The following is a 14230-nucleotide window of genomic DNA, read 5'->3' as shown; positions in this document are numbered from 1 at the left end:
GATGGTCGCTGGAGGGCACGGGCTTCGGGCTATTCGAGCGACTGGATGGTTCGACCGGTGCGGTCCGGTGCCGTGAAGCTGAGCAGGAGGCCGAGGGCGGGGCCGATGACGCCGAAGCCGCCGAAGCCTGCGGCGCACAGCATCAGGGCCCAGAAGGTCTGGTCGGCCCAGAAGCGGACGCCGACATGGTCAGCGCCGGTGGCGGCCGGGGCCAGGAACCAGGTGAGGGGGAGGGACCGGCAGGGGTTGGGGGAGGCCGTACGAGTCCGGATTCGTAGGCGAAGACCACGGCCTGGACGCGGGCACGGGCTCCGATCTTGGTGAGGATCCTGCTGACGTGGGACTTGACGGTGGTCGTGGCGATGGAGAGCTGTGCGGCGATCTCGGCGTTGGACCGGCCGGAGGCCGCGGCCACCAGGACGTCGCGTTCGCGCTCGGTGAGGTCCTCCAACCGACCCTTCGCGATCGGGACTTCGGGGCGGGGGCCATGACGGACGGCGCGGATGAGGGCGCGGGCCAGGCCGGGCGAGACGACGGCGTCTCCGGCGGCCACGGTGAACAGGGCCGCGATCAGTTCGTCGGGGGTTGTGGTGGCGGGGAGGAACCCGTCGGCTCCGGCGCGCAGGACGTCGTAGGCGTGCTCGTCGCGGTGTGCGGAGCTCAGGACCAGAATCCGCGGCGGTCCGGAGTCGGGGGTGCGGGTCTGTCTGAGGCGGCGGACGGTCGTGGTGACGTCCGTGGGAGGCAGGCCGCTGCCCAGCAGTACGACATCCGGACGGAGGCGCTTGTGCATACGGGCTGTCTCGGCGCCGGTGGTCGCTTCGCCGGCGATGGTCAGGCCGGGCCGGGGGCCGAGGAGTGTGCGCAGGCCGAGGCGGTGCAGAGCGTGGGGGTCGGCGAGGAGGACGGTGATCATGCCGGACTGCTCCAGTGTGGGGGTGGGCGTCCACAGGGTGGTGGGAGCGGTGTGCGGGGTGCGCGAGGGCGGTCCGGTCGGGCCCCGGGCACGGGGGTTGTGCGCGTGCCCGAGGGCGTCGACGTACGGGTCAGACGCGGACGGGCTGGGGGTGGTCGTCAGTGCCCGGTCCTGAACCCGGTTCCGGAGCGGGGGACTTGGCGAGTTTCTCGCCCTCGACGTCCACGTTCGGCAGGATCTTGTCGAGCCAGGTGGGCAGCCACCAGGCGGACTTGCCGAGCAGGGCCAGGACGGCGGGCACGATGGCCATGCGGACGACGAAGGCGTCGAAGAGGACGGCGACCGCGAGGCCGAAGCCGATCGTCTTGATCATGGCCCCGCTGGCGCCGATGAAGCCGGAGAAGACGGAGATCATGATGACGGCGGCGGCGGTGACCACGCGTCCTCCGTCGCGGAAGCCGGTGAGGACGGCCTGCGCCGGCCCCTCGCCGTGGACGTACGCCTCCCGCATGCGGGTGACCAGGAAGACCTCGTAGTCCATGGCCAGGCCGAAGACGATACCGACCATGAAGATCGGCATCAGGCTCATGATGGGCCCGGTCTCCTCCACGCCGATCGCGCTCGCGAGCCAGCCCCATTGGAAGACGGCGACGACCGCGCCGAGGGCGGCGAGAACGGAGAGCAGGAAGCCGAGTGCGGCCTTGAGCGGGACGAGGACGGACCGGAAGACGGCCATCAGCAGCAGGAAGGCGAGTCCGACGACCAGGGCCAGGTAGGGAATGAGGGAGTCGTTGACCTTCTGGGAGAAGTCGACGTTGACCGCGGTCTGGCCGGTGACCAGGAGCCGGGCGCCGGTGTCCTTCTCGATGGCCGTGCCGGTGTCGCGGATGCGCTCGACCAGCTTCTCGGTGGCCTCGGAGGCGGGCTTGGACGACGGGATGGTGGTGACGATCGCCGTGTTCCCGGTCTGGTTGAAGCGGGCCGGGGCGACAGCAGCCACGTCGTCGAGCTTGCCGATCCTGCTGGCCACCTCGGAGGCGACCGTCTTCGGGTCGTCGCTCCTGGCGGCGTCGACCACGACGACGAGGGGACCGTTGAAGCCGACGCCGAAGCCCTCGGAGAGCAGGTCGTAGGCGCGGCGCTGGGTGGTGTCGGAGGGCTGGGCCCCGTCGTCGGGCAGGCCCAGGGTCATGGAGGCCGACGGGATGGCGATCACACCGAGGCCGACGACACCTGCGAGCAGGACGGCGACCGGGCGCCGGAGCACGAACTGAGCCCAGCGCAGACCCATCGGGACCTTCGCGGTGCTGTCCGCCGCCGCGGACTCCTTCTCGTACTTTCCAGCCTCGTTCTCCCCGGCCTCGTTCTCCCCGGCCTCGTTCCTTCCGGCCCTGCTCTTTGCGACCTTGTTCTTTCCGGCCTTGGACAGGACACGGTCACCGGCGAAGCCGAGCATGGCGGGTACGAGAGTGACGGCGATGATCACCGCGATGGTGACGGATCCGGCGGCGGCCAGGCCCATCTTGGTCAGCATCGGGATGTTGACCACGGCGAGTCCGGCCAGCGCGATGATCACGGTCAGGCCCGCGAAGACCACCGCGGAGCCCGCAGTGCCCGTGGCGCGGGCGGCGGCCTCCTGCTTCGGGTGTCCCTCGGCGAGTTCGGACCGGTAGCGGGAGACGATGAACAACGCGTAGTCGATACCGACCGCCAGACCCAGCATCAGCGCCAACACCCCTGCGTTGTCGCCTAGTTCGAGGGGCGAGTTCAGCGCGGTGAGGGTGAGGAAGCCGATGCCGACGCCGATGAGCGCGGTCAGCAGCGACAGTCCGGCGGCAACCAGGGAGCCGAAGGTGATGACCAGGACGATCGCCGCGACGATCACGCCGATGACCTCGGCGGCCGCGCCGTGGGACGCCACCTTGACGGCGTTTCCGCCGGCTTCCACGGTCAGCCCGGACTCACGCGCCTGCTCGACGGTCTTGTCGAGCGCATCGTGGGAGTCGGAGTCGACCTCGGCCGCGGTCACCTTGTAGGTGACGGAGATGTACGCGGTGGAGCCGTCCTTGCTGATGGCCCCTGCGGTGTAGGGGTCGACGGCGGAGGCGACCTGGTCGGAGCCACTCGCGATCTCCTCGGTGACCTTCTGCACCTCGGCCTTGTTGGCCGCGGTGGTCATCGTCTGCCCCTCGGGGGCCTTGAAGACGATCCGGGCGGTCGCTCCGTCCGAAGCGGAGCCGGGGAACCGCTGGTCCAGCAGGTCGAACGCTTTCTGGGACTCCGCTCCGGGCAGGGCGAAGGGCAGTGCCTTCATGGCCGGCGCGCTGAGGGCGGCGATGATGGCCGCGCCCAGCAGGGCGAGCCAGACGAGGAGGACGACGGGGCGTCGCCGGAAGGCGGTATTACCCAGTCTGTACAGGAATATAGCCATGGTGGAGCTCTCTCGGGGTCAGGTCGTTGGGAATGCCCGTCAGGACATGAGGGCGTGCGGGGGTGGCCCGACGACGTGAGCGGTGCGCGTCAGGTGGGGGTGTGTGCGGTTGTGCGGGGACGCGGAAAGAGGGAAGGGCGCCTCATCGCGGGGCCGTCATTGGCCGGACAGGGCGCGGGAAGCCGACGGCGCGGGAAGGCCGGGCGGGAAAGGCGCGCGGTACACGCCGATGTTGGGGGAGGTCGGTGCGTGAGGACCCGGATACGGGCGGGTCAGATACCGAGTGCGGGGAAGACCAGTGCTTCCATGCTCCGCCTGAGGTCGTCCTGGGTCATCGCCGTGTCGCTCAGCAGTGGGCGGGCGACGATGAGGCTGACCAGCATCGGCGGGACGAGGTCCAGCGCCGGGTTGTCCGCGGCGACCTCGCCTCGGTGGACGCCACGCCGGAGGATGGCGCCGATGTCGTCGAGGGCCGGGTTGAGCCTCACCTCTCTCAGGGTGCGACGGAGTTCGGGGTTGCCGTAGATCGCGTGGCCCACGCTCAGTTGCAGAGCGGCGTCCCGCGCGAGTTGATTGTCGTCGGCGTGCTCCACCATCACGTACAGGTCGCCGCGCAGCGAACCGGTGTCGATCAGGTCGACGCGTGTCGGCCTGCGGAACTCCACGGCCGCGGCGACCAGTTGCGGCTTGCCTCCCCAGTCGCGGTAGAGGGTGGCCTTGCTGAACCGTGCGCGGGTGGCCACGGCCTCCATCGAAAGGGCCTCGTATCCGACCTCCCGCAGGAGGTCGAGCACGGCGTCGTAGAGCTGTGCCGCGCGCAGGGGGGTGAAGCGGCTGCCTCGAGCGGTGGGCTGCTCGGCCATGACCTGCTCCTTCCCTGTGCAAAACGGTGCCGTTTTCTTTGGATGGCACCAGGCTAGCGAGACCGCGGAGAAAACGGTGCCGTTTCCTAAGTGGCGTGGGTCACATATCGCTGGCAGCGGCTTCGCCCCCGGGGAGCGGACCCTCCCGGTCGGCCGCGACGTTCGCAGCGAGGACGGTGAAGGGCACCCCACGGGCGCCCAGGGCCACCGCGGCGCCGTGATCGGCCTGTACGGCGTCGGCGTAGCGGCCGGTGGCGAGCACATCGCGGATCTCACCGGCGGGGACGCCCAGGCTTCAGAAGGATCTTGGCGACCCGAGTCGGAGATTCGCCGACAGAAGCGGGCGAGGGGGCGAGGGCCACTTCCTGACCGCATCCGCGCCACCAGAAAGATACAAAGGATCTTGTATCTTGATGCACTTCGACTGATACACGAAGAAGGGGGGCTCACCATGAGTCGCACCGTCATCGATCTCGACGACGAGGCCCTGGAGGCAGCCGCCAGGGAACTCGGGACCACCACCAAGCGCGACACCATCAACACGGCCCTACGGGAGATCACAGCCCGCTACCGACGCCTGCGCGCTCTCGAAGAGGCCCGCGGACTCGTGGCCGACGGCGCCCTGGACATGGATCTGCTGCTGGACAAGCGCGCCTACCGCCCCACGAGCGCGACAAGCGACGACCGCGGCAGCGGAGCGGACGAGTGACCGTCGCCGACTACCTCATCGACACCTCCGCCCTCGCCCGCGTCCTGCTCCGCCAGAACACAGCCGAGTGGGACGACAGGATCGGCGCCGGTCTCGTCGCGATCTGTGACATCACGGAACTCGAGGTCCTTTACTCGGCCCGTTCGGCCGCAGACCGTACGCATTTGAAGGCGGCGCTCGACGCCCACTACACCTGGTGCCCCATGCCGGACGGCGTCTACCGCCGCTCCCGCACCGTCCAGGAACAACTGACCGCAAAGGGGGAACACCGCAGCGCGGGTCCCGTCGGTCTTCTCGTGGCCGCCGCAGCCGAGGAGGCGGGGCTCACACTGCTCCACTGCGACCGCGACTTCGAAACCATCGCCCGCACGACAGGGCAGCCGGTCCGCATGATCGACCTCAGGCAGTAGAACTCCGCGAAAGCACAGCGGAAGTCCGAGCCTCTCACCGGGACGACGGCGTTGCCCAGCGTCATGACGCCAGTCTGCGGCCCCGAGCACACGTCTCGTCCGTCCGGCCCCTCCCCGGCGCCCAGCTCGGGCAGCGGCAGTGGACCACCAGTCGTGCACCGACCCCGCCGCCGAGGCCAGAGCGGCGCCAACCAACCCTGATGGCCACGGCGTCGAACTCACGAGCAGCGGATTCAGTCCGTTGGCCCAAAGTCCTGAATCCGCACGCCCGCTGCGACGTTTCCGCAGCTCAGAGACCCACTGGATGGGGCGGGTGGGACTCGAACCCACGGCCGACGGATTATGAGTCCTTTGAGGATTGTCCGTGATCTTCCCGATCCTGCCTTATGCTTCCCGTTTTTGCAGGTCAGAGGCGTATTTCCGGCCGGTAACGACCTGGCCTTTCCTGATCCTTCCTGGTCGTTCCGGCCCCTGGGCCCCTCTTGGGCTCTGCCGGGCCCCCTCTCCGAGCCACTGAAGGGCCGACCACTGCTGTGAGCAGGAGGAAACCGAACCAAGCAGCGAAGTGCTTTCCCTCGTGCTCAGGCTCCGCCTCCGCCGCCAGGGCGGAAGTGAAGGGCGGCAGGCAGAGCGCGCCGCGCGAGCCGAGAGGGGCCTCAGTCTGCTGTTCCAGAGGGCACAACCCATCGCGTCGGCTGCCCCGTCACGGCTGCGATCATGTCGTAGTCGCCGTCGTAGTGCAGGACGATCACGCCGTGACGTTCGGCGGTCGCCGCGATCACGAGGGCCGATACCGAGAGAGCCTTCCAGTTACCGGCCGCGATGAGCTGGGTCTGCACATCCAGGGCACGGTCCCATGCCTCATCGGGGGTCGGAAGCCAGTCGAACCCGCGCATCTCGTCGCGAATGCGCTCCGCGTCGGCCTTCGACCGGGCACTGTGCAACACCTCGAGTTCGACGGCGCCACACACGGCAAGCAGGCCCGCATTGTGCAGCGGCTCGATCACCGCACGAACAGCTGACTTCGGGTAACGGGCAAGTGCGGACTTGTCGATGAGGTAGCAATCGGTCATGCGGCCTGGTGCGGATCAGCTGGAGTCTCAACGGGACCCGTCAGGTCCGGCAGGCCACCTTCGGCAATCCAGTTCAGGAACGATGCACGCTTACGCCTCTTGATCGCGTCCTCCAGCGCGGCGTTCACCGTCGCAACCTTGGTCGTGGTCCCAAAGATCTCCGCGGCCTCGGCAAGCTTCTCGTCATCGACATCGATCACGGTTCGCGTCATGAGTCCTCCTCCAGGCCGACGCACCCACACCTCCCGAAGATATCAAATTTCATGCCACCAGATATCGCCATTCGCTGCGCATGCGACGTGATGTGGACACGCCGCCGGACGCCGAGAGCGGACTGGGGACCTGGACGGGCCACCGGGGCCACGCGCTGATCGACCGCGCCCTGCACCTGAGCACCGACTGGGCGCGGGCTCTTCCCGTTCCTCGATTTCTGCCACCGAGACGACCAGGACCTGCACGACGATCTCTGGGCCACTCGCACCGACGCTGAAACGATCCAATAACGAGGACCTTGCAACGGCATACGAAGGGACCCGCCGTCCGGACCCCTTCGTCGTTTGCAGTTACTCACCGGCCGCCGACCGGCCTGAGCCAAGGGGTCGCTGACGTCTCACGCGAGCATGGGGCGAGCTGGTGATCTCCAGAGTGTCGCTCCAGGCTTCCGCGGAGCGACGGAAGCACGGTCGGTGCAGGTGAGGACCCCCTTGCACCGCCACGCTTCAGTGGGGCGGGTGGGACTCGAACCCACGGCCGACGGATTATGAGTCCGCTGCTCTAACCGGCTGAGCTACCGCCCCGTAACGGCGCGTCGCGCGCATCCGCGCACGCCGTCTGCCGCAGCATAGCCGCTCATACGATCTGTTGCTTCGGGGGGCCGAAGATGGGTACTCCCATGCCCGCGCGCGGATGGGCGCGCCAACTCTGGGGCCGGAAATGAAAAAGGACCCCGATGGGGTCCTCTCCCGCTGCTCCCCCGACTGGACTCGAACCAGTAACCCTCCGGTTAACAGCCGAATGCTCTGCCAATTGAGCTACAGGGGACCGAGCTCCCCCGACTGGACTCGAACCAGTAACCTGCCGGTTAACAGCCGGCTGCTCTGCCAATTGAGCTACAGGGGATTGCTCCGTGTGCATCGACCGTGACCCCGTCCGGGGCTTCCGGACGGCGCTCGCTCGCTGCGACACATACATTAGCGCAAGCAGGGGGGTGCTCCGCCAATCGGTAACCTCGTGGGTGTCCACGGCGGGCCGCGGGTGATCTGCGGTCGGGACGGGTAGGCGCAGCGCGACCCCAGGGTCCGATGCGAGGGACAACCAGAAGGGCAGGTCGATGCGCTACCGGCTGACGTTCATCACGGGGCTGGCCGTCGGATACGTGCTCGGCACGCGGGCCGGCCGCGAGCGGTACGAGCAGCTGCGCACCTGCGCGCGGCAGTTCGTGGAGAACCCGGCGGTCCGCAATACCGCCGAGACGGCCGCGCTGGGCGGGCGGCAGGCGGCGACCAAGGCGTTCGAGCGGGTCAAGCCGCTGCGCGAGCGGATCGGGCAGCGGGAGAAGGCCGCCGAGGGCGAGGACGACTGGGGCACGAGCAACACCTAGCCCCCGCCGGTGGCATCATCTGGTCCATGGGGATAGTCGCCGGGTTGGACAGCTCGTCCGAGAGCACACGAATCGTCGTCTGCGATACGGACACGGGAGCCGTACTCAGGCAGGGCTACGCCCCGCATCCCGCGCCCTCCCCGGGGGGCTCGGCCGCGTCGCCGTACGACGTGGACCCCCAGTCCTGGCTGCTGTCGCTCGGCGAGGCGGCCGAGGGCAAGCTGCTGGAGGGCGTGCAGGCCATCGGCGTATCGGCGCAGGGGCACGGGCTGCTCGCCCTGGACGCGGGCGGGGGGCTCGTGAGACCCGCGCTGGTGGGCAACGACAAGCGCGCCCAGTCCGCGGCCGCCGACCTCACCGAGGCGCTCGGCGGCCGCGCCGCGTGGGCGCACGCGGTCGGCTCCGTGCCGGCCGCGACCCAGGCGGTGGCCAAGCTGCGCTGGCTGGCCCGCACCGAGCCGGACGCGGCGCGGCGGGTGGCCGAGCTGATGCAGCCCCACGACTGGCTGGTGTGGCAGCTGCTGGGGCGGCCCGTGCGGCGCACCACCGACCGGGGTACGGCCTCCGGTACGGGCTACTGGTCCGCGGCGACCGGCTCCTGGCGCCCCGACCTGATCGAGCTGGCGCTCGGCCATCAGGTACGGCTGCCCGAGGTCATCGGCCCGGCCGAGGCCGCCGGCCACACCCCCGAGGGGCTGCTGATCTCCGCCGGGACCGGCGAGACGATGGCGGCCGCTTTCGGCCTCGGCGTCGGGATCGGCGACGCGGTGATCTCGCTGGGCGCCTCGGGGTCGGTCTTCTCCGTCCACCATGAGGCGCTCGCCGACCCCTCCGGCACGATCATCTCGTACGCGGATGCCACCGGCATGCATCTGCCGGTCGTCCATACGCTCAACGCCGTACGGACCCTGCGCGGTACGGCGGAGCTGCTGAGCGCCGACCTGGAGGGGCTCTCGGCGCTGGCGCTGAAGTCCACGCCCGGGTCGTACGGGCTGGTGCTGCTGCCCTACCTGGAGGGCGAGCGCACCCCGCATCTGCCGCACACCGCCGGGACGCTGACGGGTCTGCGGCGCGAGAGCATGAAGCCCGAGCACCTGGCCCGCGCCGCCTTCGAGGGCATGCTGTGCGGGCTCGCGGACGCGCTGGACGTGCTGCGCGGGCGCGGCGTCGCGGTGCGGCGGGTGTTTCTGCTGGGGCCCGCGGCCGATCTCCCGGCGGTGCGCGCCGTCGCCCCCGCGCTGCTGGGCGCCCAGGTCGTGGTGCCACAGCCCGCGGACTACGCCGCGCTGGGCGCCGCCCGGCAGGCCGCCTGGGCCCTGGGCGCCGCGCACGGCACCCTCTCGCCGCACCAGCCGCCGCTGTGGCCCGCCGCCGCGAGCCAGGTCTTCGAGCCGGGCGACGAGCTGGCGGTGGGGCAGGCGGTGCGGCAGCAGTACGTCGCGGTCCGCGAGCAGACCCACCCGGGCGCGTTCGAGGCGGGCCCGGGCGCCGGGCAGCTGGGGTAGGCGTCAGTCGAGGTAGCCGCGGAGCTGGTCCGCGAACGCGTGGTCGCGGAGCTTGTTGAGCGTCTTCGACTCGATCTGCCGGATCCGCTCCCGCGTGACGCCGAAGATCCGCCCGATCTCCTCCAGCGTCCGCGGCCGCCCGTCGGCCAGCCCGTACCGCAGCTGCACCACCTTCCGCTCCCGCTCCCCGAGCGTGGAGAGCACGGCCTCCAGGTGCTCGCGCAGCAGCAGGAACGCCGCGGACTCGACCGGCGAGGCGGCGTCCCCGTCCTCGATCAGGTCGCCGAGCGCGACATCGTCCTCCTCCCCGACGGGCGCGTGCAGCGACACCGGCTCCTGGGCCAGCCGCAGCACCTCGCTGACCCGCTCCGGGGGGAGTTCGAGGTGGTGGGCGACCTCCTCGGACGTGGGCTCGTAGCCGCGCTCCTGGAGCATCCGGCGCTGCACCCGCACCACGCGGTTGATCAGCTCGACGACATGCACCGGGACCCGGATGGTGCGGGCCTGGTCGGCGAGGGCGCGGGACATGGCCTGGCGGATCCACCAGGTCGCGTACGTGGAGAACTTGTACCCGCGGGCGTAGTCGAACTTCTCCACGGCGCGGATCAGCCCGAGGTTGCCCTCCTGCACCAGGTCGAGCATGGTCAGGCCTCTGCCGACATAGCGCTTGGCGACGGAGACGACAAGGCGGAGGTTGGCCTCGATGAGGCGGCGCTTGGCCATGCGGCCCAGGACGACCAGCCGGTCGAGGTCGAGGGCGAGCTGGCTGTCGAGGTCGGGCGTGTTGCCGAGCTTCTCCTCGGCGAACAGCCCCGCCTCGACCCGGCGCGCGAGCTCCACTTCCTCGGCGGCGGACAGCAGCGGGATACGGCCGATCTCGCGGAGGTACTGGCGGAAGAGGTCGGAGGAGGGGCCGCTGGAGGTCTCGGCGCGGACCACCGGCTCCACGACTTCGACTTCCACGGCTTCCACGGCTTCCACGGTGGTGTCTGCCGTCTCCACGGCTTCCGCCGCTTCCTCCACGGCTTCCGCTGCGGCTTCGGCGCCCGGTCTGCCTTCCGCGCCTGCTGTGCCTGCCGCGTCTGCTGTGCCCTCGGGGGCGTGCGCCGCGTCGGTGAGGGTCTGGGTCTGCACGGGGGCGACCTCCAGGGTGATCGCTGCTGAGGCGGCAGAACGATCGGGTACGGCTGCGGCGGCCACGCCACCGTCCGTCCCGTACTTCATGAGCGGATCTGCGGGGGAATCCGGCCCTTCCTGGCCAACACCGCCGCGCTCCGAGGACTCAGGCACCGCAACCAGTGTGGAGTACGACGCACGCCCGCCACGAGGGGCGTGCGAGCACTTTTTGCGCAGCGGGCCGTGACCGGGCGGTTACAGCGCAGGACCACGGGCCCCCTACAGGGCCGCCGCGCCCTTCTCGCGCAGGGACTGCCCGTACTGCTGGAGGACCCACAGCTCGTTCTGCACGGCGGCGAGGTGGGCGGGGTCGGCGCCGGCGCCGAGGCGCTGGAGGGCGCCCTGGACCTCGCCGATCCGCTGGTTCACCGCGGCCAGCCGGACGGCCACCAACTGGACGCCCGCGTACACCTCGTCGGGGTCGCGGCGGGTGTTGAGGGCCTCGACGGCGAGCTCGGTGACCATCGCGCGGACCGTGTCGTCGGGGGCGGCGTCGCGGACGCGCGCCAGATAGTCGCCGTCGGCGGCGCCCGCCCCGCCCGCGGCCTCGATGGTGCGGCGCACGGCCACGTACGGAGCGGCGGTGAACTCGTCGGTCCCGTAGGCGTCGAAGGCCGGGGAGACCAGCTCGGGGCGCTGGAGGGCGAGCTTCAGCAGTTCGCGCTCGACGCGGTGGGCGGGGCTGCGGAGGTTCAGCGCGGGGCCGCGCGGGGGCTGCGGCGCGCCGCCACCGGAGGCGGCGCCGCTGGCACCGCCGCGCCCACCGGGACCGCCGGGGCCGTCGTAGCCGCCGCCGGGCCCGGCCGGGCCGCCCGGCGCCCCACCGCGGCGCCCGCCGCCCTGCTGCGGGCCGCGCTGGCCGCGCTCGCGGGCCCACTGGGCGAGCTGCCCGACCCGGCGCACCACGAACTGGGTGTCGAGGATGCCGAGCAGCCCGGCCAGGTGCACCGCGGACTCGTGCTGGATCGAGCTGTTCTTGATCCCCGCGACGACGGGCGCCGCCTCGTCCAGCGCGGCGGCCCGCCCGACCGCCGTGTCCAGGTTGTGCCGGGCCAGGATCTGCCGGATCGCGAACTCGAACAGCTGCGTACGGCTGTCGACCAGCGACTTGACGGCCTCGTCGCCCTCGGCGAGGCGCAGGTCGCACGGGTCCATCCCGCCGGGCGTGATCGCGATATAGGTCTCGGCGGCGAACTTCTGGTCGTCCTCGAAGGCCCGCAGCGCCGCCTTCTGGCCCGCCGCGTCGCCGTCGAAGGTAAAGACCACCTCGGCGCTGGAATTGTCCATGAGCAGCCGGCGGAGGATCTTGATGTGGTCGCCGCCGAAGGCCGTGCCGCAGGTGGCGATGGCGGTGGTCACGCCGGCGAGGTGGCAGGCCATGACGTCCGTGTAGCCCTCGACGACGACGGCCCGGCTGGTCTTGGCGATCTCCTTCTTGGCGAGGTCGATGCCGTACAGCACATGGGACTTCTTGTAGAGCGGGGTCTCGGGGGTGTTCAGATACTTCGGGCCGTTGTCGTCGTCGCGCAGCTTGCGCGCGCCGAAGCCGACGACCTCGCCGGTGATGTCGCGGATAGGCCACATGAGGCGGCCGCGGAAGCGGTCGATGGGGTTCCGGCGGCTTTCCTGGGCGAGGCCGGAGAGGATCAGCTCCTTGTCGCTGAAGCCGCGGCCGCGCAGGAAGCGGACCAGGTGGTCCCAGCCCGCCGGGCTGTAGCCGACGCCGAAGTGCTGGGCCGCGGCCTGGTCGAAGCCGCGCTCGGCGAGGAATCTGCGGCCGATCTCCGCCTCGGGGCTGTCCAGCTGCTCCACATAGAACTGGGCGGCCGCCTTGTGGGCCTCGACCAGGCGGGTGCGCTCGCCCTGCTGCCGCCCGGGCGTCGCGCTGCCCTGCTCGTAGCGCAGGGTGATGCCGGCCTGGGAGGCGAGCCGCTCGATGGTCTCGGCGAAGGAGAGGTGGTCGATCTTCATGATGAAGTCGACCGTGTCGCCGCCCTCCTGGCAGCCGAAGCAGTAGAAAAGCCCCTTGCTGGGGCTGACCTGGAAGGAGGGGGACTTCTCGTCATGGAAGGGGCACAGGCCCTTGAGATTGCCTCCCCCCGCGTTGCGCAGCTGGAGGTATTCGGACACGACGGCGTCGATCGGGACCGCGTCCCGCACCGCCTTCACGTCGTCATCGTTGATCCTGCCTGCCACGCGTGAATTCTACGGCCGGGCTCCGACATCGCCGGAGCCCGGCCGGGCCCGCGCGCGACGCCTACGGCAGCAGGGACGCCAGCGGGACGGAGGGGTTCGCCAGGTCGTCGGGGTCGAGCCGGGCGCCGCTGCGGATGAGGCGCTGGATGGGCTCCACGACATCCCACACATTCACGTTCATCCCCGCCAGCAGGCGGCCCTCGCTCAGCCAGAAGGCGATGAACTCCCGCTTGCCGACATCGCCGCGGCACACCACCTGGTCGTACGAGCCGGGCGGCGCGTAGCCGGAGTACTCCAGGCCGACGTCGTACTGGTCGGAGAAGAAGTACGGCACGCGGTCGTACGCGACGTCCTGCCCGAGCATGGCGCGGGCCGCGGCGGGCCCGCCGTTCAGCGCGTTGGCCCAGTGCTCGACGCGCAGCCGGCCGCCGGGCGGCTGCGCGCCGCCCGGGAACGCGAGGGGCGCCGCGGCCACGTCGCCCGCCGCGAAGATGTCCGGGTCGCTGGTGCGCAGCGCGGCGTCGACCACGATCCCGCCGCCCGCCGAGCGGTCCGCCACCTCCAGGCCCGAGGCCTCGGCGAGGGCGGTGCGCGGGGCGGCGCCGATCGCGGCCAGCACGTCGTGGGCGAGGTGCTCCTCCCCGTCGTCGGTGCGGGCGGCCAGCACCACGCCGTCCTGCCCGGTGATCTCGGTCAGCCGGGCGCCGAAGTGGAAGCGGACGCCGTGCTCGCCGTGCAGATCGGTGAAGAGGCTGCCGAGCTCGGGGCCGAGGACCAGATGGAGCGGGGTGGGCTCGGGCTCGACGACCGTCACCTCGGCGCCGTACCCGCGCGCGGCCGCCGCGACCTCCAGGCCGATCCAGCCCGCCCCCGCGATGACCAGCTGGCCGTTGTCCCGGCCGAGGGCGGCCAGGACCGACCGCAGCCGCTCGGCGTGCGCGAGGCGGCGCAGATGGTGCACGCCGACCAGGTCGGTGCCGGGGATGTCGAGCCGACGCGGCTCGGCGCCGGTCGCCAGCAGCAGCCGGTCGTAGTGGATGCGGGTGCGGTCGCCGAGGACCACGGCCTTGGCGGCGCGGTCGAGCTGGACGGCGGTCTGGCCGAGGTGGAGCTCGATATCGGCCTGGGCGTACCAGGCGGGTTCATGGACGAAGACGGTGTGGCGCTCCTGGCTGCCGGTGAGAAAGCCCTTGGACAGGGGCGGTCGCTCATAGGGGTGGTCGCGCTCGTCACAGATCAGGATCACCCGGCCGGTGAATCCCTCGGCCCGGAGGGTTTCCGCGGCTTTCGCCCCGGCCAGACCCCCTCCGACGATGACGAACGTCTGGTGTGCGTCGACCACTTGTCTCCT

At 70.8% G+C, this 14230-nt stretch carries 12 protein-coding genes and 3 tRNA genes; 4 read left to right on the top strand and 11 right to left on the bottom strand.

What is annotated here, in order from left to right; all coding sequences use genetic code 11:
* Nucleotides 1–142: 142 nt before the first annotated feature.
* The 3 genes from ACH4S9_RS04070 to ACH4S9_RS04060 form a co-directional block, all read right to left on the bottom strand.
* Nucleotides 143–916 carry a LuxR C-terminal-related transcriptional regulator gene (locus ACH4S9_RS04070; RefSeq protein ID WP_398369659.1) on the bottom strand — a complete coding sequence of 258 codons (774 nt, stop codon included), beginning with the start codon at nucleotides 914–916 and terminating at the stop codon, nucleotides 143–145.
* A 130-nt stretch (nucleotides 917–1046) separates the two neighbouring features.
* Nucleotides 1047–3347: an MMPL family transporter gene (locus ACH4S9_RS04065; RefSeq protein WP_398369657.1), complete on the bottom strand. Its 2301-nt coding sequence runs from the start codon at nucleotides 3345–3347 to the stop codon at nucleotides 1047–1049.
* Nucleotides 3348–3619: 272 nt separating this feature from the next.
* Nucleotides 3620–4210, bottom strand: a complete 591-nt coding sequence (locus ACH4S9_RS04060) for a TetR/AcrR family transcriptional regulator (RefSeq protein ID WP_398369655.1) — start codon at nucleotides 4208–4210, stop codon at nucleotides 3620–3622.
* Nucleotides 4211–4661: 451 nt separating this feature from the next.
* Here ACH4S9_RS04060 and ACH4S9_RS04055 point away from each other — a divergent pair, with 451 nt between their 5' ends.
* Together ACH4S9_RS04055 and ACH4S9_RS04050 are read left to right on the top strand one after the other, a co-directional pair.
* Nucleotides 4662–4919, top strand: a complete 258-nt coding sequence (locus ACH4S9_RS04055) for a type II toxin-antitoxin system VapB family antitoxin (RefSeq protein WP_398369653.1) — start codon at nucleotides 4662–4664, stop codon at nucleotides 4917–4919.
* Entirely contained in the window at nucleotides 4916–5329 is a 414-nt protein-coding gene (locus ACH4S9_RS04050) for a PIN domain nuclease (RefSeq protein ID WP_398369651.1), read from the top strand. Before ACH4S9_RS04055 ends, ACH4S9_RS04050 begins: the two co-directional genes overlap by 4 nt.
* 656 nt (nucleotides 5330–5985) lie before the next feature.
* Here ACH4S9_RS04050 and ACH4S9_RS04045 read toward each other — a convergent pair.
* The 5 genes from ACH4S9_RS04045 to ACH4S9_RS04025 all read right to left on the bottom strand — a co-directional run bounded on the left by ACH4S9_RS04045 (nucleotide 5986) and on the right by ACH4S9_RS04025 (nucleotide 7521).
* The gene (locus tag ACH4S9_RS04045) at nucleotides 5986–6402 is read right to left on the bottom strand and encodes a PIN domain nuclease (RefSeq protein ID WP_398369649.1); all 417 of its coding nucleotides are present in this window, start codon (nucleotides 6400–6402) and stop codon (nucleotides 5986–5988) included.
* Nucleotides 6399–6614 carry a type II toxin-antitoxin system VapB family antitoxin gene (locus tag ACH4S9_RS04040; RefSeq protein WP_311722677.1) on the bottom strand — a complete coding sequence of 72 codons (216 nt, stop codon included), beginning with the start codon at nucleotides 6612–6614 and terminating at the stop codon, nucleotides 6399–6401. Before ACH4S9_RS04040 ends, ACH4S9_RS04045 begins: the two co-directional genes overlap by 4 nt.
* Before the next feature lie 511 nt (nucleotides 6615–7125).
* Nucleotides 7126–7199, bottom strand: a tRNA-Ile gene (locus ACH4S9_RS04035).
* A 171-nt stretch (nucleotides 7200–7370) separates the two neighbouring features.
* Nucleotides 7371–7443: transfer RNA gene (locus ACH4S9_RS04030), tRNA-Asn, on the bottom strand.
* A gap of 5 nt (nucleotides 7444–7448) precedes the next feature.
* Nucleotides 7449–7521, bottom strand: a tRNA-Asn gene (locus ACH4S9_RS04025).
* A 211-nt stretch (nucleotides 7522–7732) separates the two neighbouring features.
* Between ACH4S9_RS04025 and ACH4S9_RS04020 the strand changes: the two genes are divergently transcribed.
* Together ACH4S9_RS04020 and ACH4S9_RS04015 are read left to right on the top strand one after the other, a co-directional pair.
* Nucleotides 7733–8002: a YtxH domain-containing protein gene (locus ACH4S9_RS04020; RefSeq protein ID WP_311722676.1), complete on the top strand. Its 270-nt coding sequence runs from the start codon at nucleotides 7733–7735 to the stop codon at nucleotides 8000–8002.
* A gap of 26 nt (nucleotides 8003–8028) precedes the next feature.
* Nucleotides 8029–9507 carry an FGGY family carbohydrate kinase gene (locus ACH4S9_RS04015; RefSeq protein WP_398369647.1) on the top strand — a complete coding sequence of 493 codons (1479 nt, stop codon included), beginning with the start codon at nucleotides 8029–8031 and terminating at the stop codon, nucleotides 9505–9507.
* Between the two features lie 3 nt (nucleotides 9508–9510).
* On the opposite strand, the gene ACH4S9_RS04010 is transcribed toward ACH4S9_RS04015, so the two are convergent.
* The 3 genes from ACH4S9_RS04010 to ACH4S9_RS04000 all read right to left on the bottom strand — a co-directional run bounded on the left by ACH4S9_RS04010 (nucleotide 9511) and on the right by ACH4S9_RS04000 (nucleotide 14221).
* Nucleotides 9511–10797, bottom strand: a complete 1287-nt coding sequence (locus ACH4S9_RS04010; protein ID WP_385345718.1) for an RNA polymerase sigma factor — start codon at nucleotides 10795–10797, stop codon at nucleotides 9511–9513.
* Between the two features lie 105 nt (nucleotides 10798–10902).
* Nucleotides 10903–12879 (bottom strand): DNA primase, encoded by a 1977-nt coding sequence (dnaG, locus tag ACH4S9_RS04005; RefSeq protein ID WP_398369644.1) that lies wholly within the window; start codon nucleotides 12877–12879, stop codon nucleotides 10903–10905.
* Nucleotides 12880–12940: 61 nt separating this feature from the next.
* The gene (locus tag ACH4S9_RS04000) at nucleotides 12941–14221 is read right to left on the bottom strand and encodes an FAD-dependent oxidoreductase (protein ID WP_311722672.1); all 1281 of its coding nucleotides are present in this window, start codon (nucleotides 14219–14221) and stop codon (nucleotides 12941–12943) included.
* Nucleotides 14222–14230: the final 9 nt, after the last annotated feature.

Origin of the sequence: Streptomyces sp. NPDC021225 (genome assembly GCF_044332865.1) — a bacterium.
Taxonomy (GTDB): Bacteria; Actinomycetota; Actinomycetes; order Streptomycetales; family Streptomycetaceae; genus Streptomyces.
Note: the sequence above shows the minus strand (reverse complement) of the source record. Positions and strands in the feature narration are given on the sequence as shown.

Excerpts from the sequence above, each read along its gene's own strand:
- ACH4S9_RS04070 (WP_398369659.1), bottom strand. The coding sequence starts at position 916 with ATGATCACCGTCCTCCTCGCCGACCCCCACGCTCTGCACCGCCTCGGC.
- ACH4S9_RS04065 (WP_398369657.1), bottom strand. The coding sequence starts at position 3,347 with ATGGCTATATTCCTGTACAGACTGGGTAATACCGCCTTCCGGCGACGC.
- ACH4S9_RS04060 (WP_398369655.1), bottom strand. The coding sequence starts at position 4,210 with ATGGCCGAGCAGCCCACCGCTCGAGGCAGCCGCTTCACCCCCCTGCGC.
- ACH4S9_RS04055 (WP_398369653.1), top strand. The coding sequence starts at position 4,662 with ATGAGTCGCACCGTCATCGATCTCGACGACGAGGCCCTGGAGGCAGCC.
- ACH4S9_RS04045 (WP_398369649.1), bottom strand. The coding sequence starts at position 6,402 with ATGACCGATTGCTACCTCATCGACAAGTCCGCACTTGCCCGTTACCCG.
- ACH4S9_RS04040 (WP_311722677.1), bottom strand. The coding sequence starts at position 6,614 with ATGACGCGAACCGTGATCGATGTCGATGACGAGAAGCTTGCCGAGGCC.
- ACH4S9_RS04020 (WP_311722676.1), top strand. The coding sequence starts at position 7,733 with ATGCGCTACCGGCTGACGTTCATCACGGGGCTGGCCGTCGGATACGTG.
- ACH4S9_RS04015 (WP_398369647.1), top strand. The coding sequence starts at position 8,029 with ATGGGGATAGTCGCCGGGTTGGACAGCTCGTCCGAGAGCACACGAATC.